At 59.8% G+C, this 23,304-nt stretch carries 20 protein-coding genes and 4 tRNA genes; 12 read left to right on the top strand and 12 right to left on the bottom strand.

Annotation, left to right across the window (positions count from 1 at the left end; all coding sequences use genetic code 11):
• The first annotated feature begins 63 nt into the window (after window positions 1-63).
• The 6 genes from clpB to AACY31_RS17735 all read left to right on the top strand — a co-directional run bounded on the left by clpB (window position 64) and on the right by AACY31_RS17735 (window position 5,269).
• Window positions 64-2,628 carry an ATP-dependent chaperone ClpB gene (gene clpB / locus AACY31_RS17760; RefSeq protein ID WP_339492079.1) on the top strand — a complete coding sequence of 855 codons (2,565 nt, stop codon included), beginning with the start codon at window positions 64-66 and terminating at the stop codon, window positions 2,626-2,628.
• Between the two features lie 457 nt (window positions 2,629-3,085).
• Window positions 3,086-3,161 (top strand) — tRNA-Asn (locus AACY31_RS17755).
• Window positions 3,162-3,168: 7 nt separating this feature from the next.
• Window positions 3,169-3,245, top strand: a tRNA-Pro gene (locus AACY31_RS17750).
• A 5-nt stretch (window positions 3,246-3,250) separates the two neighbouring features.
• Window positions 3,251-3,326, top strand: a tRNA-Lys gene (locus AACY31_RS17745).
• A 93-nt stretch (window positions 3,327-3,419) separates the two neighbouring features.
• Window positions 3,420-3,496, top strand: a tRNA-Pro gene (locus tag AACY31_RS17740).
• A 147-nt stretch (window positions 3,497-3,643) separates the two neighbouring features.
• Entirely contained in the window at window positions 3,644-5,269 is a 1,626-nt protein-coding gene (locus tag AACY31_RS17735) for a methyl-accepting chemotaxis protein (protein ID WP_339481653.1), read from the top strand.
• Window positions 5,270-5,397: 128 nt separating this feature from the next.
• Here the strand turns inward: AACY31_RS17735 and AACY31_RS17730 are convergent, their stop codons facing one another.
• The 5 genes from AACY31_RS17730 to AACY31_RS17710 all read right to left on the bottom strand — a co-directional run bounded on the left by AACY31_RS17730 (window position 5,398) and on the right by AACY31_RS17710 (window position 9,661).
• Window positions 5,398-6,696: an NAD(P)/FAD-dependent oxidoreductase gene (locus AACY31_RS17730; protein ID WP_339504896.1), complete on the bottom strand. Its 1,299-nt coding sequence runs from the start codon at window positions 6,694-6,696 to the stop codon at window positions 5,398-5,400.
• A 69-nt stretch (window positions 6,697-6,765) separates the two neighbouring features.
• A complete protein-coding gene (locus AACY31_RS17725; RefSeq protein ID WP_003185543.1) occupies window positions 6,766-6,939 on the bottom strand; it encodes a DUF3094 domain-containing protein in 174 nt (57 codons plus the stop codon).
• Between the two features lie 52 nt (window positions 6,940-6,991).
• Window positions 6,992-7,519, bottom strand: a complete 528-nt coding sequence (locus tag AACY31_RS17720) for an MOSC domain-containing protein (protein WP_339492077.1) — start codon at window positions 7,517-7,519, stop codon at window positions 6,992-6,994.
• Window positions 7,516-8,142: a DUF1780 domain-containing protein gene (locus tag AACY31_RS17715; RefSeq protein ID WP_003205682.1), complete on the bottom strand. Its 627-nt coding sequence runs from the start codon at window positions 8,140-8,142 to the stop codon at window positions 7,516-7,518. The genes AACY31_RS17720 and AACY31_RS17715 overlap by 4 nt, the downstream gene beginning before the upstream one ends.
• 619 nt (window positions 8,143-8,761) lie before the next feature.
• Window positions 8,762-9,661: a LysR substrate-binding domain-containing protein gene (locus AACY31_RS17710; protein ID WP_339481648.1), complete on the bottom strand. Its 900-nt coding sequence runs from the start codon at window positions 9,659-9,661 to the stop codon at window positions 8,762-8,764.
• 150 nt (window positions 9,662-9,811) lie between these two features.
• On the opposite strand from AACY31_RS17710, the gene AACY31_RS17705 reads away from it, so the two are divergent.
• The 3 genes from AACY31_RS17705 to AACY31_RS17695 all read left to right on the top strand — a co-directional run bounded on the left by AACY31_RS17705 (window position 9,812) and on the right by AACY31_RS17695 (window position 11,228).
• The gene (locus tag AACY31_RS17705) at window positions 9,812-10,225 is read left to right on the top strand and encodes a tautomerase family protein (RefSeq protein WP_339481646.1); all 414 of its coding nucleotides are present in this window, start codon (window positions 9,812-9,814) and stop codon (window positions 10,223-10,225) included.
• Between the two features lie 37 nt (window positions 10,226-10,262).
• The gene (locus AACY31_RS17700) at window positions 10,263-10,949 is read left to right on the top strand and encodes an energy-coupling factor ABC transporter permease (RefSeq protein WP_339504893.1); all 687 of its coding nucleotides are present in this window, start codon (window positions 10,263-10,265) and stop codon (window positions 10,947-10,949) included.
• A 63-nt stretch (window positions 10,950-11,012) separates the two neighbouring features.
• Window positions 11,013-11,228, top strand: a complete 216-nt coding sequence (locus tag AACY31_RS17695; RefSeq protein WP_339481642.1) for a hypothetical protein — start codon at window positions 11,013-11,015, stop codon at window positions 11,226-11,228.
• On the opposite strand, the gene yacG is transcribed toward AACY31_RS17695, so the two are convergent.
• Genes yacG through pilB form a run of 5 tightly spaced genes read right to left on the bottom strand, consistent with a single transcriptional unit; the run spans window position 11,225 to window position 15,836 of the window.
• Window positions 11,225-11,425, bottom strand: coding sequence for a DNA gyrase inhibitor YacG (gene yacG / locus AACY31_RS17690; protein ID WP_339481640.1), 201 nt, complete (start codon window positions 11,423-11,425; stop codon window positions 11,225-11,227). The genes AACY31_RS17695 and yacG overlap by 4 nt on opposite strands.
• The gene (gene coaE, locus AACY31_RS17685; RefSeq protein ID WP_339481639.1) at window positions 11,422-12,045 is read right to left on the bottom strand and encodes a dephospho-CoA kinase; all 624 of its coding nucleotides are present in this window, start codon (window positions 12,043-12,045) and stop codon (window positions 11,422-11,424) included. Before coaE ends, yacG begins: the two co-directional genes overlap by 4 nt.
• The gene (locus AACY31_RS17680) at window positions 12,045-12,914 is read right to left on the bottom strand and encodes a prepilin peptidase (RefSeq protein WP_339481638.1); all 870 of its coding nucleotides are present in this window, start codon (window positions 12,912-12,914) and stop codon (window positions 12,045-12,047) included. The genes coaE and AACY31_RS17680 overlap by 1 nt, the downstream gene beginning before the upstream one ends.
• Window position 12,915: 1 nt before the next feature.
• Window positions 12,916-14,133 (bottom strand): type II secretion system F family protein, encoded by a 1,218-nt coding sequence (locus tag AACY31_RS17675; protein WP_339504891.1) that lies wholly within the window; start codon window positions 14,131-14,133, stop codon window positions 12,916-12,918.
• 2 nt (window positions 14,134-14,135) lie between these two features.
• On the bottom strand, window positions 14,136-15,836 hold the full coding sequence (gene pilB, locus AACY31_RS17670; protein WP_339481635.1) for a type IV-A pilus assembly ATPase PilB: 1,701 nt from the start codon (window positions 15,834-15,836) through the stop codon (window positions 14,136-14,138).
• Between the two features lie 224 nt (window positions 15,837-16,060).
• Here pilB and AACY31_RS17665 point away from each other — a divergent pair, with 224 nt between their 5' ends.
• Together AACY31_RS17665 and AACY31_RS17660 are read left to right on the top strand one after the other, a co-directional pair.
• A complete protein-coding gene (locus AACY31_RS17665; protein ID WP_339481633.1) occupies window positions 16,061-16,495 on the top strand; it encodes a pilin in 435 nt (144 codons plus the stop codon).
• A 317-nt stretch (window positions 16,496-16,812) separates the two neighbouring features.
• Window positions 16,813-17,166, top strand: a complete 354-nt coding sequence (locus tag AACY31_RS17660) for a BON domain-containing protein (RefSeq protein WP_339481631.1) — start codon at window positions 16,813-16,815, stop codon at window positions 17,164-17,166.
• 335 nt (window positions 17,167-17,501) lie between these two features.
• Here AACY31_RS17660 and AACY31_RS17655 read toward each other — a convergent pair whose 3' ends face one another.
• Together AACY31_RS17655 and AACY31_RS17650 are read right to left on the bottom strand one after the other, a co-directional pair.
• Window positions 17,502-17,801: a DUF2845 domain-containing protein gene (locus AACY31_RS17655; RefSeq protein ID WP_339481630.1), complete on the bottom strand. Its 300-nt coding sequence runs from the start codon at window positions 17,799-17,801 to the stop codon at window positions 17,502-17,504.
• 1 nt (window position 17,802) lies between these two features.
• Window positions 17,803-20,736, bottom strand: coding sequence for a DUF748 domain-containing protein (locus tag AACY31_RS17650; RefSeq protein WP_339481722.1), 2,934 nt, complete (start codon window positions 20,734-20,736; stop codon window positions 17,803-17,805).
• Between the two features lie 852 nt (window positions 20,737-21,588).
• On the opposite strand from AACY31_RS17650, the gene AACY31_RS17645 reads away from it, so the two are divergent.
• Window positions 21,589-23,025: an alanine/glycine:cation symporter family protein gene (locus AACY31_RS17645; protein WP_339504888.1), complete on the top strand. Its 1,437-nt coding sequence runs from the start codon at window positions 21,589-21,591 to the stop codon at window positions 23,023-23,025.
• The last annotated feature ends 279 nt before the right edge of the window (window positions 23,026-23,304 follow it).

The following is a 23,304-nucleotide window of genomic DNA, read 5'->3' as shown; positions in this document are numbered from 1 at the left end:
TCTGGCAGGTTTCTTCATTCAGGATGTTTCCAAGGTCCGGCCTGCTCATTAGGAAGGTGATCCATGCGTATTGATCGTTTAACCAGCAAATTACAGTTGGCCCTGTCCGATGCCCAGTCCCTGGCCGTCGGCCTGGACCATCCCGGTATCGAACCGGCGCATTTGATGCAGGCCATGCTCGAACAGCAGGGCGGTTCCATCAAGCCCTTGCTGATGCAGGTCGGCTTTGACGTCAACAGCCTGCGCAAAGAGCTGGCTAAGGAACTCGACCAGTTACCCAAGATCCAGAACCCCACCGGTGACGTGAACATGTCCCAGGACCTGGCGCGGCTGCTCAATCAGGCCGATCGCCTGGCTCAGCAGAAGGGCGATCAGTTCATATCCAGCGAGCTGGTGCTGCTCGCCGCCATGGACGAGAACAGCAAACTCGGAAAATTGTTGCTAGGCCAAGGCGTGAGCAAGAAAGCCCTGGAAAATGCCATCAACAACCTGCGTGGCGGCGAAGCGGTCAACGACGCCAATCACGAAGAGTCGCGCCAGGCGCTGGACAAATACACCGTCGACCTGACCAAGCGCGCCGAGGAAGGCAAGCTCGACCCGGTGATCGGTCGCGACGATGAAATCCGCCGCACGATCCAGGTGCTGCAACGCCGTACCAAGAACAACCCGGTACTGATCGGTGAGCCTGGCGTCGGTAAAACCGCCATCGCCGAGGGCCTGGCCCAGCGCATCATCAACGGCGAAGTGCCGGACGGCCTCAAGGGCAAGCGCCTGTTGTCCCTGGACATGGGGGCCTTGATCGCCGGTGCCAAATACCGTGGCGAGTTCGAAGAGCGCCTCAAGGCCCTGCTCAATGAGCTGTCCAAGCAGGAAGGGCAGATCATCCTGTTCATCGACGAACTGCACACCATGGTCGGTGCGGGTAAGGGCGAAGGCTCGATGGACGCGGGCAACATGCTCAAGCCTGCGTTGGCCCGTGGCGAGTTGCACTGCGTCGGCGCGACCACCCTCAACGAGTACCGCCAATATATAGAGAAGGACGCAGCCCTCGAGCGGCGCTTCCAGAAAGTGCTGGTGGAAGAACCGAGCGAGGAAGACACCATCGCCATCTTGCGCGGCCTTAAAGAACGCTACGAAGTTCACCACAAGGTGGCGATCACCGATGGCGCGATTATCGCGGCGGCCAAGCTCAGCCACCGCTACATCACCGACCGTCAGTTGCCGGACAAGGCCATCGACCTGATCGACGAGGCGGCCAGTCGCATCCGCATGGAAATCGACTCCAAGCCCGAAGTGCTGGATCGGTTGGAGCGGCGCCTGATTCAACTCAAGGTCGAGTCTCAGGCTCTGAAGAAAGAAAGCGACGACGCGGCGAAGAAGCGTCTGGAAAGGTTGCAGGAAGAGATCGTTCGTCACGAGCGTGAGTATTCCGACCTCGAGGAAATCTGGAACTCGGAGAAAGCCGAAGTCCAGGGCTCGGCGCAGATCCAGCAGAAGATCGAACAGTCCCGTCAGGAACTGGAAGCGGCCCGCCGTAAAGGCGACCTCAACCGCATGGCCGAGCTGCAATACGGGGTGATCCCGGACCTGGAGCGCAGCCTGCAAATGGTCGACCAGCATGGCAAGAGCGAAAACCAGTTGCTGCGCAGCAAGGTCACCGAGGAAGAAATCGCCGAAGTGGTCTCCAAGTGGACCGGCATTCCGGTGTCGAAGATGCTCGAAGGCGAGCGTGACAAGCTGCTGAAGATGGAAAGCCTGCTGCACCAGCGCGTGATCGGTCAGGAAGAGGCGGTGGTGGCGGTGTCCAATGCCGTGCGCCGCTCCCGTGCCGGGCTGTCGGACCCTAATCGGCCGAGCGGTTCGTTCATGTTCCTCGGCCCGACCGGGGTCGGTAAAACCGAGCTGTGCAAGGCGCTGGCCGAGTTCCTCTTCGACACCGAAGAGGCCATGGTGCGCATCGACATGTCCGAGTTCATGGAGAAACATTCCGTGGCACGGCTCATCGGTGCGCCACCGGGTTATGTCGGTTATGAAGAGGGCGGTTACCTGACCGAGGCTGTGCGTCGCAAGCCGTACTCGGTGATCCTGCTCGATGAGGTCGAGAAGGCGCACCCGGACGTGTTCAATATTCTGCTGCAAGTGCTGGAGGATGGTCGCCTGACCGACAGCCACGGGCGCACGGTGGACTTCCGCAACACGGTGATCGTGATGACCTCCAACCTCGGTTCGACGCAGATCCAGGAACTGGTGGGCGACCGCGAGGCGCAGCGCGCGGCGGTGATGGACGCGATCTCTACGCACTTCCGGCCGGAGTTCATCAACCGGGTCGACGAAGTGGTGATCTTCGAGCCGTTGGCCCGTGATCAGATTGCCGGCATTACCGAGATCCAGTTGGGTCGCCTGCGCAGTCGCCTCACCGAGCGTGAGCTGAAACTGCAATTGAGCGACGAGGCGTTGGACAAGCTGATTGCGGTGGGTTACGACCCGGTCTATGGCGCACGGCCGCTGAAGCGGGCGATCCAGCGCTGGATCGAAAACCCGCTGGCGCAGTTGATCCTGTCGGGTCGATTCATGCCGGGCGAAACCGTGACCGGTACAGTGGAGAACGACGAAATCGTCTTCAACTGAGTAGAGTGCCGAGGCTTTTGTGGCGAGGGAGCTTGCTCCCGCTGGAGGGTGTCGTAGGAGTTGTGTAGGAGCTGTCGAGTGCAACGAGGCTGCGATCTTTCCTCTGACGCCAGGGTCTGAAGCGAAAGATCAAAAGATCGCAGCCTTCGGCAGCTCCTACACAGTCCATCGCTTGCCACAGGGCGTGTTTGCTTTGCGAGGCCATTTTTTTCATCAGACCGTTGAACTCAAAGGAAAAGGCTTGTAAAGTGCGCCCCGCAGTCAGTCACCCCAAGGGTTACTTCTCGCTGAGAAGGAATCGAAAATAAGTTGCAAATCATTGTCTTGAAAGCAATTTAAGGGGTTGACAGAGGTTTTTAAAATTGTAGAATAGCGCGCCTCAGACACACGAACGCAGCGATGCGTAAGAGTAGAAGAGGTTGAAGCTTGCTTCAATGTTGTAGCTTGAAATATCAGTTCCGTGATAGCTCAGTCGGTAGAGCAAATGACTGTTAATCATTGGGTCCCAGGTTCGAGTCCTGGTCACGGAGCCATTTCAAACGGGGTATAGCGCAGTCCGGTAGCGCGCCTGCTTTGGGAGCAGGATGTCAGGAGTTCGAATCCCCTTACCCCGACCATTTTTGGGTCGTTAGCTCAGTTGGTAGAGCAGTTGGCTTTTAACCAATTGGTCGTAGGTTCGAATCCCACACGACCCACCATTTTTGAAACCAGCTCGCTGGAATCGAATCTTAAGATCAGAGGCCAAAAGCGCTGATCGAGAAGGCGACTTGCAAAGGTCGCCTTTTTTTTACCGGGGTATAGCGCAGTCCGGTAGCGCGCCTGCTTTGGGAGCAGGATGTCAGGAGTTCGAATCCCCTTACCCCGACCATATTAAAAATCCTCGTATCGAAAGATACGGGGATTTTTTTTGCGTGCGATAAAGCAGATTAGACTTAAGACATCGTACAACTTGCCGATAACCCGCCGACAGGGGCCTGGCCCCACTTCAGGCCAACAATAAAAAAAGGCATTCCCTATGGTTCTTCGTCAACTGAATATCGCCCCTCGTGCCGCGTTGGGTTTTGCCTTGATCGCCGTGCTGGTGGCGTTGCTCGGGGTGTTCGCGCTGGGACAGATGTCGAGTATTCGTGACAGTGAAGTAGCGGTGCAAACCCAGTGGTTGCCGAGCATTCGCGGCGGTGATGAGATCCGCGAATGGATGTTGCGGATCCGCACCATTTCCCTGCGCATGGCCCTGGACCAGGACTCGAAGAACATTGCGGTGTATCGCGGGCAGATGGACACGCGGGACAAGGAGCTGGGCGAAAAAATCGCTGCCTACGAAAAGCTCGTCGTGACGCCTGAAGGCAAGGCGCTTTATGACCAGTTCAAGCAAACCTTCGCCGCTTACCGTACAGGTATCGCCCAATCCTTCACCCTGGCAGAACAAGGGCGTCGGGATGAGCTGATCAAGCTGCTGCTGGTGGACATGAAAACCGTGGTGGACGGTTCCGGCAAGCAGCTCAACGACCTGGCGGAGCTGTTCTCCAAGCAGGTTTCCATCGAGAGCCAGAAGTCCCAGGCGCACTACACCAGTTCCCGCATGATCGTCAGTCTGTTCGTTGTGCTTGCCGCCCTGGCCACGGTGGCCCTGGCCATGCTGCTTACGCGCAGTATCGTCAAACCCTTGGGTGAGGCACTCAATGCTGCGGAGAACGTCGCCCGGGGTGACCTGACCCGGCCAATCGAGACCGATGGTAACGACGAAGTGAGCCGCTTGCTCAAAGCGTTGGCAGTCATGCAGCAGAATCTGCGTGAGACGTTGCAGGGCATCAGCGGTTCTGCCGCGCAACTGGCCACCGCAGCCGGTGAGCTGAACACCGTCACGCTCGACAGCACCCACAGCCTGCAACAGCAGAACAATGAAATTGAACAGGCCGCCACTGCCGTCACCGAAATGACCACCGCCGTGGAAGAGGTGGCGCGCAATGCGGTTTCCACCTCCGATGCCACGCGTCAGTCCAGTGAGTCTGCGTCCCTTGGGCAGCAGCGGGTCAGCGACACGGTCGAAGCTATTGGCGCCCTTGCCAGCGATGTGCAAGTGACTGGCGGCTTGGTGCAATCCCTGGCCAACCAGTCGCAGGATATCGGCAAGGTGTTGGACGTGATCCGCGCCATTGCCGAGCAGACCAACCTGCTGGCCCTCAACGCGGCCATTGAAGCGGCCCGGGCAGGTGAGAGCGGGCGTGGGTTTGCGGTGGTGGCCGATGAGGTGCGGGCGCTGGCTTATCGCACGCAGCAATCGACCCAGGAAATCGAGCAAATGGTCCAGGGCATGCGCAGCGGTGCCACCCAGGCACTCGATTCCATGCAGGCCAGCTCCAGTCGCGCCGCCAGTACCCTGGCCATGGCAGAGCGGGCAGGGGACGCGCTGCAGACCATCACAGAGTCGGTCACTGAAATCCACGAACGCAACCTGGTGATCGCCAGCGCTGCCGAAGAGCAGGCGCAAGTGGCCCGTGAGGTGGATCGCAACCTGGTGAACATTCGTGATTTGTCGGTGCGCTCGGCTTCCGGCGCGGACCAGACCAGCGCGTCCAGCCATGAGTTGTCGCAGCTGGCCAATTCGCTGCACACGATGGTGCAGCGGTTTCAGGTTTGATTGATTGGCTGTGCAGATCGAGTTTTATCGTTTAGATAAATATTGATTTCACTGCCGTCTTCGCGAGCAGGCAATGCACTTCTAAAACTCAGCGCCCCCACAAGCGGTTGACGCTTCGCTTTTTATCCTCAGTGCAGCTTGAGCCGAGGCTCAGTTCCGCGCCCGATCTTGCTGCCCAGCATCAGCATGGCCGTGCGGAACATGCCGTATAGCGCCATTTGGTGCATGCGATACAGCGACACGTAGAACATCCGCGCCAGCCAGCCTTCGAGCATCACGCTGCCGGTCAGGTTGCCCATCAGGTTGCCCACCGCCGAGAACCGCGACAGCGAGATCAGCGAGCCGTAGTCGGTGTATTTGTACGCGGGCAGGGCCTTGCCCTCGATCCGCAGTTTCAAGGACTTGGCCAGCAGCGAGGCCTGCTGATGCGCGGCTTGGGCGCGAGGCGGTACGTTGCGCTCGCTGTCGGGTTGCGGGCAGGCGGCGCAGTCACCGAAGGCGAAGATGTTCTCGTCGCGGGTGGTCTGCAAGGTGGGTAGCACATGCAGTTGGTTGATCCGGTTGGTCTCCAGCCCGTCGACGTCCTTGAGGAAGTCCGGGGCGCGAATCCCGGCGGCCCAGACTTTCAGGCTTGCGTCGATCACTTTGCCGTCCGCGGTAATCAGGCTGTCGGCGGTCACCTGGCTGACGGCGGCGTTGGTCATGACGTTGACGCCGAGTTTTTCCAGGGTCTTGTGCACCGGTCCGCCGATACGCTCTGGCAGGGCTGGCAAGACGCGTGGGCCCGCCTCGATCAGGGTGATGTGCATGTTCTCTGGTTTGATCCGGTCCAGGCCATAGGCGTGCAGTTCGTGGGCGGCATTATGCAACTCGGCGGCCAGTTCGACCCCGGTCGCACCGGCTCCGACGATGGCGACGCTGATGCGCTCGACGATATCGGTCTGCCCGGCGTGGGCCCGCAGATAGTGGTGAAGCAATTGCTGATGGAAGCGCTCGGCCTGTTTGCGGGTGTCGAGGAACAGGCAATGCTGCGCTGCGCCTTCGGTGCCGAAGTCATTGGTGGTGCTGCCGACGGCAATCACCAGGGTGTCGTAGCCCAGTTCCCGGGCCGGCAATAGCTCGACGCCGGCCTCGTCATAGGTGGCGGCCAGTTGGATTCTCTTGCGCTCGCGATCCAGGCCGCTCATGCGTCCCAGCTGGAACTCGAAGTGGTTCCATTTTGCCTGGGCGACATAGTTGAGTTCGTCTTCGGAGGAGTTCAAGGAGCCGGCGGCCACTTCGTGCAGCAGTGGTTTCCAGATGTGGGTCAGGTTCGCGTCGACCAGCATCACACTGGCCGTGCCACGCTTGCCCAGAGTCTTACCCAGACGGGTGGCCAACTCCAGACCGCCGGCGCCGCCGCCAACGATGACAATACGATGAGTCATGGGGATATCTCGCAAGGCTAAAGGAAATCGGTGCCGTTACCCGCGCGAGCGGCAGTGTGACTGGGCGGCTCATAGCGTCAGGTAACTGATCAGTCGGCTCAACAGGCCCAGGCCGATAGTCACGGCCAGTACCACCACCAGGAGCATCCAGGGCCGAAAAGGCCGGCGCTCGACTCGGTGCTGGGACAGTTGCAGGTACTCTTCGACATGCTTCTGGTCATCAGGGTTCAGGCGACTGGTCATATAGGCCTCGTCAGGTAGACGTTGCGGAATGTGAAGACGCTACAGCGTCCGGCTAGCCGGCCTTGAAAGCCGCGTAGCCGCTCGCCGGAACGGGTTCGACGATCAGGTTGTCGTCCAGGCGAATGATTCCACTTTTTAACACCCGGGCGGTGATTCCGCCATGGCCGCGTACAGCCTGGAACGTACCTTCGCCGAGGTTTCGCTCCAATCGAGTACAAGGCTGGCACCAGCCGGTGGTTTCAAAAATGGCTTGGCCAATGCGAAAGCGCCGGCCCTTGAGGCTGAACAGATTGATGCCGCTGGCCACAATATTGCGTCGCAGTTCCTGTGGCAGCACAGGCCGGTCCTCGGGACGGCCCATCAGCGAGCTGATCACGGCCAGGTGCTCCCATTGGATGAGCGTCACTTGCCGCGCATTGCGCACGCCGGGGCGCGCATGATCGCCGGTGAGCCCAGCTTCCAGGCGGGCTTCCACGGCGTCCAGCTCGATCATGGGCGCATGGCCCTGGGGGCGTACGCCAATCCAGCGTACGCGACCTTGCTGGGGCACAGCTGCGATCAGTTCCTGCAAAGGGCTCACAGGCTGATCCCGACATCGAACACAATGCTGCGACCCAGGTTGCTTCGCAGAAAGTCCGGCGCGTCGGGGTGGGCGAACAGCACCCGGGCAAACGTCGGCCCCACCAGTGACAGCGAGCGCCAGCCCTGGCGCAGGTATTCGGTCGGCGGTGGGAAGTGACTGTTGAGGTCCAGCACTTCGCGCTTGAGGCTGGCAAAGGCGATGATGTCCAGGTCGCCCAGGTCCATGCCGCGCTCGGTGTAGTTGTGAGCTTTCTTGCGCAGGGTCGGGGCCAGCCGCATCAGGAACTCATTGGCCGGGATCCGTCGCGGCTTGGCCTCGCGACGCACCAGTTGGCTCAGGGAGAAGGCGCTGCGGCGGCGTTGCAGTTCATCGCGCCATTCGTCATTGAGGCGCCGGCCCTCGTCGAGCACGAAAAACACCTCGAAATTGGCATCGCGAAACAACACATCCGGCGGCTCGCCGGCCGGCGCGAACTCGTCGGCGCGATAAGGCACGTTCAGCCCTTGCAGCAGACGCTGGCAGACCCAACGCTCACGCTCCCATTTGCGGGCATTGGAGAGAAAGGCGTTGGCTTGCTCGGCCGCGATGGTCAGCAGGCGTAAGTAATCGGAATCATCCATGAGCCCAAGCTTAGCGTTCAAATGTGATCAAAAAAAATAAAGCTTGCTGTGAAAGGGGAAAATTTGCGCTCAGGCCAGGTAATGCTATTCACTTGGAGCCTACAGCAAGGGGTCGAGCCTCTATGCCTCTGCACCACCGCTTTCGCGAGCTTGCTCGCGATAAGGCCGACACATCCAACATCACCGTAAACTGCACCACCGCTTTCGCGAGCAGGCTCGCTCCCACAGGAGAAACGCGGTCCCACCAAGAACCAGGTCGGCTACCAGGCCGCCTCGCGGTGGACGTTGATCTCGGCGCCCCGTTAACCACGCTGGCCGAACGCAGGCATTGTGGAGTGGGCATCCCGGCATGGATGCCGGGATAGCCGCGCTGGGCCATGGATGGCCCTTCGTGGCGGGCCCACGGAGCAATGCCGTAGTGAGGGCACACCGAGCCAAAGCGAGGTGCCGAGTGGTGGGGCATGTAGCGTTTTGCTTACTTTTGCGCTTCTCAAAAGTGAGCCGCTGTAAGAGCGGAACCATAAGCAGCCGTTACCGCGAAAACGGATATACACGCGACCCCTGAAACAGATCGAGGAATGGAAGGCCCAATCTCCGATAACCGCTCAAGTGAACAGCATTACCCCCAGGCAGGTCCCAGCAGGCCATCCTGTTCAGCCTGACACGCCAACCAAGCGCAGAACAAATCCAGCTTCTTGCTCTGCTGCGCGCTGCGCTTGGCGATATAGACGTAGCGGCTCGGGCGAAACCCGAACGGTGCCACCAGGCGACCCAAGCGAATGTCGTCGGCCACCAGGTGCCACGGGGCGACACAAATCCCCAGGCCGGCAATGGCCGCCTCCAACGTAAAGTAATAGTGCTCGTATTCCAGTCCGGCCGGTGCGGTGGCCTGGTGTCCAGTCGCATCCCCCCAGTTTGCCCAGGCATCCGGACGGGTTTTGGTGTGCAGGAGGGGATGGCTGAAAATCGAGCCCAAGTCGGTTAATTGAATGCGCGCGGATAAGGTCGGCGACAACACGACACCCAATCGTTCAGGAAACAGCCGGACGGTGTTTTTTTGTTCGTCCACGATGCCCTGTTCAGCCGTGATCATCACGTCATATCGGTCCCGCCCCGGATCGCTCCCGTGAACCGGTGAGCTCAGGCGAATCTTGATTTCCGGGTAAGTCGTATTGAAGTCGAAAAGACGCGGTATCAGCCACTTGACCGTAAACGTGCTGAAACAGGACACGTCCAAGGTACCTGTCGTCGTGTCTCGGACCCTGCTCACCGCGGCCTCGATCTGATCCAGTGCGGCCGTCAGTTCTGGCAGCAGTTCTCTTCCGGCAACGGTGAGCTGAGGTTTGTTTTTTGGGCCTTCGAACAGGTCCACACCCAGGCTCAGCTCCAGTTGGCGTACCTGGCGACTCACAGCGCCAGGCGTGACAGACAGCTCCTCGGCGGCAGCGATCATTTTGCCCAGTCGGGCAGCGGCCTCGAAGGTGTGCAGTGCATTCAATGGGGGGAGGCGACGTTTCATAAAGTGACTTTAACTCAATTATATTGAGCGTATAAATCGATATCAGGCGCCGGGCGGATTTTGCAGAATCCCATGCACCTTCAATTTCTAACGATTGCTCGAAGTCGCCAGGATTGAGGGGTATTCCCCATAAAATTGAGATTACCTCACATGCCATTCGTTCGTACCGTCGTCATCAAGGGCACCAGCCAGCAGCAACGTCAGCGCATCGTCGATGGGATACATCAAGCGCTGGTCGAGAGCATTGGTATGCCCGAGGATGAATTGTTCAGCTTGGTCACGGACTATGACCCTGAGCAGTTCTTCTACAGCCGCACGTTTAATGGTGTGGATCGTTCAGACCGTTTGATCGTGATTGAGATTACGATGCGCAGGGGCCGCAGTGATGCGATGAAGCGCGAGCTCTACAAAAAAATCGCGGACAATCTCGGGGTTCAAGCCCTGGTTCGTCCGCAAGACGTTTTCATCTTTATGCACGAGAATGACTATTCGGATTGGTCGGTAGGCTTTGGTAAGTTTGCAATGACCTTGGTACAACAGCCAGGAAGTGTCGCTACTGAGTAGCGCACGGACGGCGTTCAAGTTCTCGCAGGAGTAGCCCATGATCGGTGCCGAACTGCTTTCACCGCAGACCCTGGCGGCCGGTTGGCTGATGTATGTGCCGGTGTTGGTCTGGGCCGTGGTGCGGACACCGTGGGTCGAGCTGTTCACCGACAGCCGTCGCCAGCACCTGTTGTTCGGTACGGTGCTGGCGTTGTTCGTGCTGTGGCTGGTGCGCCGGGATTTTGATACGGGTGTCTCGTATCACTTCATCGGCATGACTGCCGTGACGCTGTTGCTGGACTGGCCGTTGGCGATCCTGGGTGGCCTGTGCGCGCAGCTTGCGCTGGTACTGCTGGGGCGTCAGGACATGGCGGCGGTCGGGGTCAACGGTGCGCTGCTGATCCTGCTACCGGTGCTGGTCACTGAGTGTTGCGCGATCCTGGTGGAGCGCGCCCAGCCGCGCAATCTGTTCGTGTATATCTTCTGTTCGGGGTTTCTCGCGGCCGCGCTTTCGGCGTTGGCGTGCCTGCTGCTGGGGCTCGGCCTGCTGTGGTACGACGGTATATTCGCCATGCCTTACTGGCTGGAAGATTTTGTCGGCTACCTCTGGTTGATCATCTTCCCCGAGGCCTTCATCAACGGCACGGTGATCAGTGCATTGGTGGTGTTCAGTCCCGAATGGCTGGAGACCTTCAACCGCACGCGCTACCTGTCGGCGCCGTGGAACGATGATGACAAGCCTTGATTCACGTCAAGGCTGCACCACCACACGCCCTTCATGCTTTGGAAAATTTCCAGGAGCACAACCATGAGTGTTTATGAGTGGGCAAGACAAGAGATCAGGCGTAGCCACGACGCCGCCATGGAGATTGGTTTTGACCCGGGCTTGAGCCTGCGCGCCTTGCTCACTGCGATCGTGCAACAGAGCAAGACAGTGCGCAGCCCTGAAGACCTGGCCGATGAGTTGAGTTTCCTGGCGGAAAACCTCGACGATGAACAGGACTACGGTTTCATGCGGCCTTAATGGCGAGGCTCGAAGTCCTCGCTGAACAGCTCGTCCTCGGCATCGGGGCTGACCGGAATCTTGTGTTCTTCCGACGCCCAGGCGCCGAGGTCGATCAGTTTGCAGCGATCAGAACAGAACGGCCGGAATTTACTCTCCGGGCTCCATTCCACAGGGGCGCCACAGGTTGGGCAATCAACGGTTGGGGTTTGGCTCATGATTGGCCTCCACGCAAAGTAAGGTAAAAGTGATGCAGGCGCTCGACCTCGCTGTGCAGCCAGGCGAGGTCGCGATCGTTGACCACCACGTCGTCGGCATGGCTCAGGCGATCCTGGCGGCTGGACTGGGCCTTGAGGATCGCCTGGACTTGCTGCTCGCTGGTCTGGTCGCGCTGCAACGTACGTTCGATCTGCAGTTGTTCCGGCGCATCGATCACCAGGATCCGCTGGGTCATGGTGTACTGCCCTGACTCGATCAGCAGCGGTGATACCAGGATCGCATAGGGCGATTGTGCCTGGGCCAGATGGTGGGCGATTTCCTCGGCGATCAGCGGATGCAGCAGCGCCTCGAGCCAGCGGCGTTCATCGGCGTTCTCGAAGATCAGCTTGCGCAGCGCCGCCCGGTCCAGGGCGCCGTCGGCCTGCAATACGCCGGGGCCGAAGTGCTCGGCGATTTTCGCCAGCGCCGGGCGCCCGGGCTCGACCACCCAGCGCGCCGCATGATCGGCGTCGATGACGTGCACGCCCAGGTCGATGAAATGCTGGGCCGCCGCGCTCTTGCCGCTGCCGATGCCACCGGTCAGGCCGAGAATCCAGGTTTTTTTTGCTGAGGTATTCATTAAAAACCGACAGACTGCCAATAGAAGTCGGTTATTTGACCACCCCAGAGCAAGGCAATCCAGCCGGCAATGGCCAGATAAGGTCCAAACGGAATCTGCGTCGACCCGGGAGCATCACGCAAGCGCAGCACAATCACCCCGACAACGGAACCCACCAGCGACGACAACAGCAGCGTCAGCGGCAGGATCTGCCAGCCCCCCCAGGCGCCGAGCATCGCCAGCAGCTTGAAATCACCATAGCCCATGCCTTCCTTGCCGGTGATCAGCTTGAACACCCAGAACACCGACCATAGCGCCAGGTAGCCGGCCACCGCCCCCCACATCGCTTGGTTCAAGGACACGAAGAGCCCGAAGCTGTTGATGATCAAACCCAGCCACAACAACGGCAGCACCAGGGTATCGGGCAGTAATTGATGCTCGACGTCAATCAGGCTCATGCCCAGCAGGCCCCAGGTCAACACCATCACCATCGCGGCGTGCCAGCCAAAGCCGAAATGCCAGGCAACGAACGCCGATAACGCACCGCAGGCCATTTCGGTCAGGGGGTAACGCCTGCCGATGGGCGCGGCGCAGTTCGAACAACGGCCGCGCAGCATCAGGTAGCTGAGCAGCGGAATGTTTTCCCAGGCGCGAATGCGATGGCCACAGTGCGGGCATTGGGAGTGGGGCAGCATCAGGTTGTAGACCGGGCCCGGGGTTTCGGCAGGCAGGCCCAGCAGGTCGTGGGCCTGCAGGCGCCATTCGCGGTTGAGCATCTTCGGCAGGCGCCACACCAGCACGTTGAGGAAGCTGCCGATGATCAGGCCAAGCAGTGCTGCAACGAGCACGAAAGCCAGGGGATACAGCACGAAAAATTCGCTCAGGGGCATGTCAGATCGCAGAGCCGAGTTGAAAGATGGGCAAGTACATGGCAACCACCAGGCCACCGACGACCACCCCCAGGACCACCATGATGAAGGGTTCCATCAGGCTGGTGAGGTTGTCCACCAGATTGTCCACCTCGGCCTCATAAAAGCTCGCCACCTTGTCGAGCATGTCGTCCAGCGCACCGGACTCCTCGCCGATGGCGGTCATCTGGACCGCCATGTTCGGAAAGACGCCTGAGGCACGCATGGAGAAATTCAACTGCATGCCGGTCGAAACGTCCTGCTTGATGCGTTGCACGGCACGTTTGAACACCACGTTGCCGGTGGCGCCAGACACCGAATCCAGGGCTTCCACCAGTGGCACGCCGGCGGCGAAGGTGGTGGAAAGCGTACGGGCGTAGCGGGCCACGGCGGATTTGTACAGCAAGGTGCCTATCAACGGCAGCTTGAGCAGCCATTTGTCGCGCCAGTCGCGAAAGCGCTCCGAACGCCTGAGCGCGTACTTCACGCCAAAAAACATCCCCACCAATCCGCCAAGCATCATCCACCACCATTGCTGCATGATTTCCGACAGACCTATGACCATTACCGTGAAGGCAGGGAGTTGCGCGCCGAGTCCAGAGAATACCGATTCGAATTGCGGCACGACCTTGACCAGGAGGATCCCCGTGACCACTGCGGCAACGAGGATCACGGCCGCAGGGTAGGTCATGGCTTTCTTGATTTTGGCCTTGAGCGCTTCGCTCTTTTCCTTGTAGGTCGCGACCCGGTCCAGCAGCGTGTCCAAGGCACCGGCCTGTTCGCCGGCGTCTACCAGGTTGCAGTACAGCTCGTCGAAATATTGCGGGCACTTGCGCAGCGCCGCAGCGAAGCTGTTGCCGGCGGCGACTTCCTGCTTCACCGTGTCCACCAGCTTACGCATGTTGGGGTTGTCGAAGCCTTCGCCAATGATATCGAACGCCTGCAACAGCGGCACGCCAGCCTTGAGCATCGTGGCCATCTGGCGGGTGAAGAGGGCGATATCCAGCGGCTTGATGCGCTTGCCCTTGCTGAAGATCGAGGTGGATTTCTTGCGCACCTTCTGCGGGTTGATGCCTTGTTTGCGCAGCTGTGCCTTGACCAGCGTCGGGCTTTGTCCCGTCAGCTCGCCACTCATTCTTGTGCCTTTGCGGTCCTTGCCTTCCCAAGTGTAAACATCGGTTTTGACTGACTTGACCGCCATGTTCAATCCTTGGTGACCCGGTTGATTTCTTCGAGGCTGGTGACGCCCTGCATCACTTTGAGCAGTCCCGACGTGCGCAGGTCATTGAAACCGTCCTTGCGCATTTGCAGGTCGATTTCCAGCGAGTTGCCCTCGGCCATGATCAGCCGTTGCAGCTCGGGCGTGTTCTTGACCACTTCGTAAACCCCCACGCGCCCTTTGTAACCAAGGTTGCACTGTTCGCAACCGACCGGCTCATAGATCGTGAATGTGCCGATGCGTTCCCGAGGGAAACCCTCCTTGAGCAAGGTTTCCTCGGGAATCTCGATGGCCGTCTTGCAGTGACTGCACAGCTTGCGCGCCAACCGCTGGGCGATGATCAGGTGCACGGCGGTGGCGATGTTGAACCCCGGAATGCCCATGTTCTGCAGGCGGATCAGGGTTTCGGCGGCGCTGTTGGTGTGCAGGGTAGAGAGCACCAAGTGCCCGGTCTGGGCGGCCTTGATGGCGATCTCGGCGGTTTCCAGGTCGCGGATCTCGCCCACCATGATCACGTCCGGATCCTGGCGCAGGAACGAGCGCAGGGCCTGGGCGAAATCCATCCCCTGGCGCGGATTCACGTTGACCTGGTTGATGCCTTCCATGTTGATCTCCACCGGGTCTTCGGCGGTGGAAATGTTGATGTCCACGGTGTTGAGGATATTCAGCCCGGTGTAGAGCGACACGGTCTTGCCCGAGCCGGTCGGACCGGTCACCAGGATCAGCCCTTGGGGTTGCTTGAGGGCGGCCATGTACAGGTCTTTCTGGTCCGCTTCGTAGCCCAGGGCGTCGATGCCCATCTGCGCGCTGGATGGGTCGAGGATCCGGATCACCACCTTTTCGCCCCAAAGCGTGGGCAGGGTGTTGAGCCGGAAATCGATGGACTTGGTTTTCGACAGGCGCATTTTCAGGCGCCCGTCCTGGGGTTTGCGCCGCTCGGAAATATCCAGGCTGGCCATGACCTTCAGGCGGGCGGCGATGCGGTTGGCCAGTTGGATCGGCGGCCTGGCCACTTCCCGCAATATCCCGTCGGTGCGCACCCGCACCCGGTAGATTTTTTCATAGGGCTCGAAGTGCAGGTCGGAAGAGCCGCCCTTGATCGCGTCCAACAGCATCTTGTTGACGAAGCGCACCACGGGCGCGTCGTCGGTGTCCTGGCCGGCGATGGAATCCTGCCTGGTGTCGTCGATCGATTCGATGTCCAGGCCGTCGAGGTCGACATCGCTCATGCCTTCCAGGCCGGTGCTGCTGGATTCGAAGAACTTTTCGATGGCGTCGCTGAGCTTGTCGTCCTCCACCAGGATGGCTTCGGTGGTCAGGCCGGTGCTGAACTGGATGTCGTTGATGGCCTGGTGATTGGTGGGGTCGGAGATGCCCACGAACAATTTGTTGCCACGGCGCCACAGCGGCAGGGCGTGATGCTGGCGCACCAGTTTTTCGCTGACCAGGTCGCTGGGTTGGGCTTCTTTGTCCAGGCTGTTGAGGTCCAGCAGGGCGACGCCGAAATGCTCCGAGGCGATCTCCGCGACCTGGCGGCTCTGGACCAGTTTGTTCTGCACTAGGTAGCTGACCAGGGGGATATGACTGAGTTGGGCCTGTTGATGCGCCTGTTGCGCACTTTGCTCGGTGAGCAGTTCGGCCAACACCAATTGCTTGGTCAGGCCGCTGAGGGCGATGTCATTCATGGGAATCCCGGCGGCGAACAATTCATGACTTATAGCCTAGTCAAGGCTTGGCGCCAAACCAGCGGGGCAGGGTGACAAAAAACGTCAGATAGTGCGGTTGTTGAGGTAGGACGTGGCCGTTGTGCGGGTTCTAAACCCTTTATTGATGGGGTTGCAGGGTTGGCATATGCCCTGCAATGACCGTTTCAGGTCATGAGATTTCGACTCATGCATGGGAGATGTTTATGAATAAGCAGAGTGGTTTTACCTTGATCGAACTGCTGATCGTCGTGGCGATCATCGGCATTCTGGCGACGTTTGCGTTGCCGCAATATTCCAAGTACCAGGCGCGGGCCAAGGCGACGGCGGGACTGGCGGAAATTTCTGCGCTAAAGGTGCCGTATGAGGACGCCATGAATCAAGGTACTGATCCAACGGCAGAGAACATGAACGTAACTACGCCTACCAGCAACTGCGAACTCACAATCACGGGTACGGCTTCGGCCGGGTCAGGCACCGTCGTTTGTAAGCTGGTTAATTCACCTGCCGCTGTGGCGGGTAAGACGATCACACTCTCCCGCTCGGCGGCAGGCGCGTGGACGTGTGGCTCTGATGCCGATCAAGAATTCTTGCCGGCCGGCTGCACCGGTGGCGCAGCGGCACCTGCCGGAAAAAAATAAATTCGAACTTGATTTGGTCTGGGCTGCGTAGCGGCCCTTTTTTATGGATGCTGGGTACTCAGGAGGGAACAATCTAGGGCCTTACAGAGACCCTTCGCAATTCATAAGCTTAGAAATAGGCCCAAACCCGCAAGTTGCATGTTCAGAATCACCGCTTCATGCATATTGCATGATCGCGAAAAAAACCAATTCGCTTAACTTTATGATTTATAAGTAATTAGTTGATTCTTCAAAGCTGGCACAGCGTTCGCACTACTCCAGTTAACCCTGCCGGGATGCACCTCCGGCGGTTTCTGAGAAAAACAGGAGTTACTCGTATGAAGAAGTTCGCTATCACTGCCGCCGCTGCTACCGCATTGACCCTGAGCATGGCTAGCGCATTCGCCGAGACCACTCAAGCAACTCAGGCGCCAATGATGCTGGCTGCGGGCGAAGTGACAGAGGCCAAAGAAGACGTTTCCGATACCTGGATCACCACCAAGGTCAAAGCTGACCTGGTCACTGAAAAAGGCATTCCAGGCACTGATATCAAAGTCGAAACCAATAAAGGTGTTGTATCCCTGTCTTCGACTACTGCAGTCACGGATGCGCAAAAAGACACCGCCGTAGCGATCGCCAAAAAGATCAAAGGCGTGCAAGCCGTATCGGCTGATGGCCTGAAATCCGAGTAAGGCTGAGACTTCTCGCCTGGACTGGGAGAAGGCGCGGCAAGCGGGCCAGGTTATACGTTTGCCGTTGCTTTGGAGTTCATGCGAAAGGCCACACGGACGTGGCCATTACAGGCCCCCGGCATTCGTGTCGGGGGCCTGTTCTATTCCGGGGAGGGAAAGGTGCGGTGAAGTTTGTGGGGATGTCTGGGAAACCGAGTTGCGCTTTTCGCGAGCAGGCTCGCTCCCACATTTAAATGCGTTCGGCTTGAAGAAACCCGTTCCACTGTGGGAGCGAGCCTGCTCGCGATGGCGCCGGTCCTTTCAACACCATTCCAACGGATGGGATAGGAGGCCTTTCACCGCCCCCGCTTGCTGGTGATCTGCACCAGCCGATTCCCCTCGAAACGCAGGTACTGATACATGCCGCTGTTGGGGCCGTAGGTCCATTCCTCCACCGGGTATTCCTCCCGGCGATTGACACTGCGCTTGTAGCCCAGGTCATCCCGCGCCGCTGGCTCCCCGCACTTTTGCAACACTTCGCTCGAGCGGTCGCCGACGCTGATCAACTGGCTGGCGCAGCGCAGCGTGTCGGCAGCCGCGGCCTGGCCGGTGGCCAGCAGCAATAGACCTACGCAGAGCCCGAACCAGGGTTTCATCTTATTCGGCATCCAGATGCATCGGGGTAATAACCCGGCCATCGCTCTCGGCCTGGCCGAGGCTCGCGTCGATGAAATAGACGCGGTCGTCTGCCAACTGGCCTTTGTCCACCAGGAAGTCCTTGATGCTGCTGGCCCGCTCCTGCCCCAGTTGGCGCAAGAGCACGTCGCTGCCGCTCCAGAACTTGATCACGCCTTCACGCAGTTTCTCGATGCGCGCCTTTTTATCCAGTTGCGTCCATTCGGCAGGCGGCTGGGTCTTGAGGCGGGCGCGATAGATGCCTTCGAGCAACGGTGCCTTTTCATCCTCGGGTACCTGTATCAGGGAGGCCTGGGCCGGTACTTTGTCGCCCCGACGCTGCAGTATCTTGTAGTAGTTGTACTGGTATTCACGTTCCAGGCGCTGGGCGGCAAGCAGCGGACCGTCGCTGCTTTCGGCGGCGGTGCCTTCGATCTCCAGACGCAGCTCCGGACGTTTGCCAAGGGCTTCGGACAGTTTGAGCAACGTGCCTTCGTTGTCCTTGCTCAGGTCGCTGGAGCCCGGCGCAAACGCGACGTTGCCCAGGTCCTCCGAGCCGCCGCCGGCCACCAGCCCACCGATGAGTTTGAACGGCGCCTGGGCCGCTCGGACCACCAGGTTGCGCAGGGTCTGCCAGACGATTGGCATGACACTGAATTGTGGATCGTTGAGGTCGCCGGAAACCGGCAGCTCGATGGAAATCTTGCCCTCGGAGTCCTTGAGCAAGGCGACGGCCAGTTTCAGCGGCAGGCTCACGGCGTCCGGGCTGTCGACTTTCTCCCCCAGTTGCAGTTGCTCGACCACCACTTTGTTCTCTGCCTGGAGCTTGCCCTGGGTGATCCGGTAATGCAGGTCGAGATTGAGCCGACCCTTGCGGATGCGATAGCCGGCGAACTTGCCGGAATAGGGCGTCAGGGTCGTCAGCTCGACCCGTTTGAAACTGGTGGCGATGTCGAGGCTGGCCATCGGATCGAAGGGGTTGAGCGCCCCCTTGATAGTGACCGGGGCATAGCGATCGACCTTGCCCTTGATGTCCACGCTGGCCGGTTTGGCCTGGCGACTGTCGATGGTGCCGATCTGGCCGTTGAGCTGCTGGATGGCGGTGGCGAAATTGGGCGTCAGGCTGAAGTCGGCGAAGTTGGCCGAACCGTCATTGATGGCGATGCCACCGATGTGGATGGCCAGCGGTTTTTCCTGGGACGACGGTTTTGCCGCGGTTTTCTTGGCGCCGCTGTCGGTCGGTTGTGGGATCAGCAGGTCATCGACGTTGGTGGTACGGTCGTCATTGATCATGAACCGCGCGTAAGGCTGGAACAGGTTGACCTTGTCGATGGACAGGCTGTCACCGTGCTGATAACTCAGCCCTTCGAGGACCAGGCTCTGCCACTTGAGGAAGTCGCGGGTCTTGAGCGTGTCGAGGGTGTGCAATTGATCGACCTGGGCGCGACCGGTGACGGCAAATGCCAGCGGCTCGGTGCTTTTGAGATCGACCGCCAGGTCACTGCCGAGCATCCCGGAGCGCAGCTCCAGGCGAATGAACGGGTTGATGTACGACTGGGCGAGGCGCAGGTCGACGTCCTGGGTCTTGACCTTGAGCTTGGCGGTGATCGGGTTCAGGTTGACCTCGCCGTCGGCCAGGATCTTGCCCTGTTTGCCTATACCGGTGTCCAGCTTGAGGGTAAAGGGCGAGCCGTTGAGGGTGTCGTAGTTCTGCAGGTCGAGGTTCAGCGGACCGACCTCCAGTGCCACGGCGGGTTGGGCCTGACGGTCAGCCAGGTGCACCCGATAGTCGCGCAATTGCACGTCCTTCAACATCACTTGCCATGGTTTGCTGGGCGGCGCCGGTTCAGCTTTTGGCGAGTCGGCCGTTGCCGGGGCGGATGCCGGCTCAGCCTTGACCTGCGGTTTGGCCGGCTGGCTGGCGAAGAGTTTCTGCCAGTCCAGCTGCCCGTCCGCTTCGCGAGCGGCCCAGGTTTCCAGCTTCTGGCTGCGGATCTTGCCCACGATCACTTGCTGCTTGGCCAGGTCCACCGTGGTTTCACTGACATCCAGGCGTTCGAGTTTCACCAATGGACGGCCATCGGGCGCCTTGATGGAGAAGGGCGCGACACTGACAGCGGCATTGCTGAGCAGCAGCTCAGTGCCCTTGGCCAGGTTGAGTTTGTAGTCGGTGCTGAGGTTCAGGATCCCGTTTTCCAGAACCAGCGGCACGGCGTCGCGCACATAGGGCCACCAGGCTTTCATTTGGCCGCCAGTGACTTTGAGCGTGCCTTGGGAGGCAATCGGTGTGAGGCTGAAATTACCGGTCCAGTCGATCTGCCCGCCCTCGGGGCCTGTCGCCACCAGGGTCATGTCGGCGTTGTCGTCGGGCAGGGTGCTGAGGTTTTTCAGCTCGAAGTCGAGGGTGTCGTAGAGAAACTCAATGGGCTCGCTGGGGCGCAGGTCCTGGAAATGCACATAACCGCCGGCCAACTTGATCCGGTCGACCCGCAGGGGGAACGGTTTGGCCTCGGGGTCGGCGGGCGTCGGTTCGCTGGCCGGCAGCTTGAACAGGCCCAGCAGGTTCAACTGACCGTCCTTGGCGAACACTACGTCGGTCTTGGGCTTGTCCAGCTCGATGTCGACCAGGTGCAGGGCGCCGGACCACAGGCTGTCGAGTTGCACATTGGCGTACAGCCGTTCGAAGCCGATCTGTTCCTTGCCCGGTTCGCCGATATTCAGGCCCCAGAGGGTGAGTTCGAGGCTGAAGGGATTGAGTTCTATACGTTGGATATGCGCCGGCACCGTCGCAAGGGCGGCCAATTGCTGGTTGGCGATGCGCAAGGCGATGCCCGGCAAAATCAGAAAGCCCAACAGGCTGTAGAGGGCCAGTGCGGTCAACAGGGCGCCGATGGCGCGAATCAATCCTTTGGGCATGTGCGGCTTCATCTTGGTGTGAATTCGGAATGCCTTGGAGTATGGCATGCGTTTACGGTTCCGAAGCCAGTGGGAATTATGAGATTTTGTCTGGTTTTCTCGGTGAAAATTCCGGCGTGGGCCTAGCAGGTCGACCAGGCCGAAGAAGCTGAAGGCATAGCGCAACGGCTTGGGCGAGCAATACAGGCGCGTGACGTACTTGATGGCGAACAGTGCGGTGAAGCCCCATTCCAGGCCGATTAGTTGCGCGCTGTACTGGCTGTGAATGCTGTCGAGCATGACCACCAGCAGGCTGGCCAGGATGACCAGTAACAGCCAGCGATCGAAGCGTTGGCCGGCCGCGGTGTCGGTGTGGAAGATGATGTACAGGCGCTGGCGCTAGTTGGCTGGGCTGTCCAGGGTCGGGCTCGGGCTCCCCTGTTCTGCGGGTGGCCGCGGATATGCACGTCAGAGCGTGGCTGCACAAGCGTTCGGTAGGGGCGGACCGGGGGACTGAGCTGGTGCACCCTCCCGAGGCGTCTTTTCGGGCGGGGCTTTGTACCGTTGCGGATCACGAGGGGAGGTTCGGCACCCTGGGCGCTGCCGCGGCGGCCATCCGGAAAATCGTCGAAGTTATTGCAATAAAATAACAAGTCGTCTGCTGAAAAACTGCATTTTTCTGCCTGAGACTTTCGTTCGGCTATGATTGCAAAACGTTACAGTCTGGCACGGGCGTTACTCCATTACCTGTGATTGCCCCGGACTGCCAGCCTCAGGGGAGGCTCGCGGAGGAAATGGACAGGCGCAAGAGTTTGCAACCACAGGCTGTGCGTGCCAGTGCATGTCGCGCGCGCGACAAACAAAAGGAATGCCATGACGACCATAATCGACGCACTCAATACCTTTTTCTGGGGCTATGTCCTGATCTATGTACTCCTGGCGGTTGGGGTCTTCTTCACCATCCGCCTCGGGTTCCTGCAGTTCCGCCATTTCCCCGAATTTTTCCGTTCCGTGCTGCGCGCCCCGGCAACCGACAAGAGCGGTATCACGCCGATCCAGGCGCTGTGCACGAGTCTGGCCTCGCGCGTGGGCACCGGCAATCTGGCCGGGGTGGCCGTGGCCATCACCCTGGGTGGACCTGGCGCGATCTTCTGGATGTGGATGGTGGCTCTGGTCGGCATGGCCACCGCCTATTCGGAAAGCACCCTGGCCCAGTTGTTCAAGGTGCGCACCGAGAGCGGTGAGTTCCGCGGCGGTCCGGCGTTCTACATTGCCAAGGGCCTGAATGCCCCCTGGGCGGCAACGATCTTTTCCATCTGTCTGATTCTGACTTTCGGTTTGGTGTTCAGTGCCGTGCAGGCCAACTCGATCGCCGATGCAACGCTCGGTGCCTTCGGCGTGCCCAAGTTGGCCACCGGGGTTGTCCTGGCCCTGATCTCCGGCGTGGTGATCTTCGGCGGTATCAAGAGAATCGCGCAGATTGCCGAATGGGTCGTGCCTTTCATGGCTGGTGCCTACCTGCTGATGGCGTTGTACGTAATCGGCAACAACCTGTCCGAGGTCCCCGCGGTGCTGGCGACTATCGTCAAGAGCGCCTTCGGCCTGGAAGAGGCGGTCGGCGGCATTGCCGGTGCCATGCTCAATGGCATCAAGCGCGGGCTGTTCTCCAACGAGGCCGGCATGGGCTCGGCACCGAATATCGCCGCGGTAGCGGTTGCCAATCCGCACCATCCGTCCTCCCAAGGGCTGGTGCAGGCGCTCGGGGTGTTCATCGACACGTTGCTGATCTGTACCGCCACCGCGCTCATGATCCTGCTTTCCGGGGTGGTCGCGAGCCCGGAGCTGACGGGCATTCACCTGACCCAGGCAGCGATGAGCGACCACATCGGTGGGGCAGGGACCTACTTCATCGCGATTGCCATCTTCTTCTTTGCCTTCACCTCGATCATTGGCAACTACACCTACGCTGAAAATGCCATGGTGTACTTGAAGTTGAACAACCGTGCCGGGCTTACCGTACTGCGTACGCTGGCCTTGCTGATGGTGGTCTGGGGGGCTTATGCAAGCGTGGCCACGGTCTTCGATGCCGCCGATGCCGCGATGGGGCTGATGGCTACCATCAACCTGGTTGCGATCTGCCTGCTCTCCGGCCTGGTGGCCAAGCTGACCCGCGACTACTTCGCGCAGAACCGTGAGGGCACACCTGCTCTCAACTTGACGGACTATCCGGAGCTCGCTGGGAAAATCGATCAGGAGATATGGGGCGAACAACCCGCGACCGCGGCGCACGTTCTGGGTAGTAAAGCTTAGGACAGCGCCCCGCGGCGTAGCCGGTGACAGGGTTACGCCAGCGGCTTCTGTAATGCTCGTTCAGTTCAAAATGGAGTGCCGCTGCCCTGACGTGTTGACTGCTCATCGGGCACCGGTGGGCTCTGCGCCAGCCCGATGGCCGTCATCCGGACACGTCGAAAAAACAAATCTCCTTCGCCCTGTACCCAACTAGTGTTCTCAAAATCAGAATCCATCGACACCAGGATCGTATCCACCAGCTCGCGTCGCGGGTGATCCTTGGGGATCCGCTGCTCCAGC

It is taken from the genome of Pseudomonas sp. RL_105y_Pfl2_101 (genome assembly GCF_963970585.1).
Classification (GTDB): domain Bacteria; phylum Pseudomonadota; class Gammaproteobacteria; order Pseudomonadales; family Pseudomonadaceae; genus Aquipseudomonas.
The sequence above is the reverse complement of the archived record's forward strand: the minus strand, read 5'-3'. Positions and strand labels throughout refer to the sequence as shown.

Bases quoted from the DNA above. Each gene is read 5' to 3' on its own strand.
- AACY31_RS17645 (WP_339504888.1), top strand. From the start codon at position 21,589: ATGACGACCATAATCGACGCACTCAATACCTTTTTCTGGGGCTATGTC.
- AACY31_RS17675 (WP_339504891.1), bottom strand. From the start codon at position 14,133: ATGGCGGTCAAGTCAGTCAAAACCGATGTTTACACTTGGGAAGGCAAG.
- AACY31_RS17715 (WP_003205682.1), bottom strand. From the start codon at position 8,142: ATGGATGATTCCGATTACTTACGCCTGCTGACCATCGCGGCCGAGCAA.
- AACY31_RS17695 (WP_339481642.1), top strand. From the start codon at position 11,013: ATGAGTGTTTATGAGTGGGCAAGACAAGAGATCAGGCGTAGCCACGAC.
- AACY31_RS17735 (WP_339481653.1), top strand. From the start codon at position 3,644: ATGGTTCTTCGTCAACTGAATATCGCCCCTCGTGCCGCGTTGGGTTTT.
- AACY31_RS17705 (WP_339481646.1), top strand. From the start codon at position 9,812: ATGCCATTCGTTCGTACCGTCGTCATCAAGGGCACCAGCCAGCAGCAA.
- AACY31_RS17665 (WP_339481633.1), top strand. From the start codon at position 16,061: ATGAATAAGCAGAGTGGTTTTACCTTGATCGAACTGCTGATCGTCGTG.
- AACY31_RS17700 (WP_339504893.1), top strand. From the start codon at position 10,263: ATGATCGGTGCCGAACTGCTTTCACCGCAGACCCTGGCGGCCGGTTGG.
- pilB (WP_339481635.1), bottom strand. From the start codon at position 15,836: ATGAATGACATCGCCCTCAGCGGCCTGACCAAGCAATTGGTGTTGGCC.
- coaE (WP_339481639.1), bottom strand. From the start codon at position 12,045: ATGAATACCTCAGCAAAAAAAACCTGGATTCTCGGCCTGACCGGTGGC.
- AACY31_RS17660 (WP_339481631.1), top strand. From the start codon at position 16,813: ATGAAGAAGTTCGCTATCACTGCCGCCGCTGCTACCGCATTGACCCTG.
- AACY31_RS17650 (WP_339481722.1), bottom strand. From the start codon at position 20,736: ATGCCCAAAGGATTGATTCGCGCCATCGGCGCCCTGTTGACCGCACTG.
- AACY31_RS17730 (WP_339504896.1), bottom strand. From the start codon at position 6,696: ATGACTCATCGTATTGTCATCGTTGGCGGCGGCGCCGGCGGTCTGGAG.
- AACY31_RS17710 (WP_339481648.1), bottom strand. From the start codon at position 9,661: ATGAAACGTCGCCTCCCCCCATTGAATGCACTGCACACCTTCGAGGCC.
- yacG (WP_339481640.1), bottom strand. From the start codon at position 11,425: ATGAGCCAAACCCCAACCGTTGATTGCCCAACCTGTGGCGCCCCTGTG.
- AACY31_RS17655 (WP_339481630.1), bottom strand. From the start codon at position 17,801: ATGAAACCCTGGTTCGGGCTCTGCGTAGGTCTATTGCTGCTGGCCACC.
- AACY31_RS17680 (WP_339481638.1), bottom strand. From the start codon at position 12,914: ATGCCCCTGAGCGAATTTTTCGTGCTGTATCCCCTGGCTTTCGTGCTC.
- clpB (WP_339492079.1), top strand. From the start codon at position 64: ATGCGTATTGATCGTTTAACCAGCAAATTACAGTTGGCCCTGTCCGAT.
- AACY31_RS17725 (WP_003185543.1), bottom strand. From the start codon at position 6,939: ATGACCAGTCGCCTGAACCCTGATGACCAGAAGCATGTCGAAGAGTAC.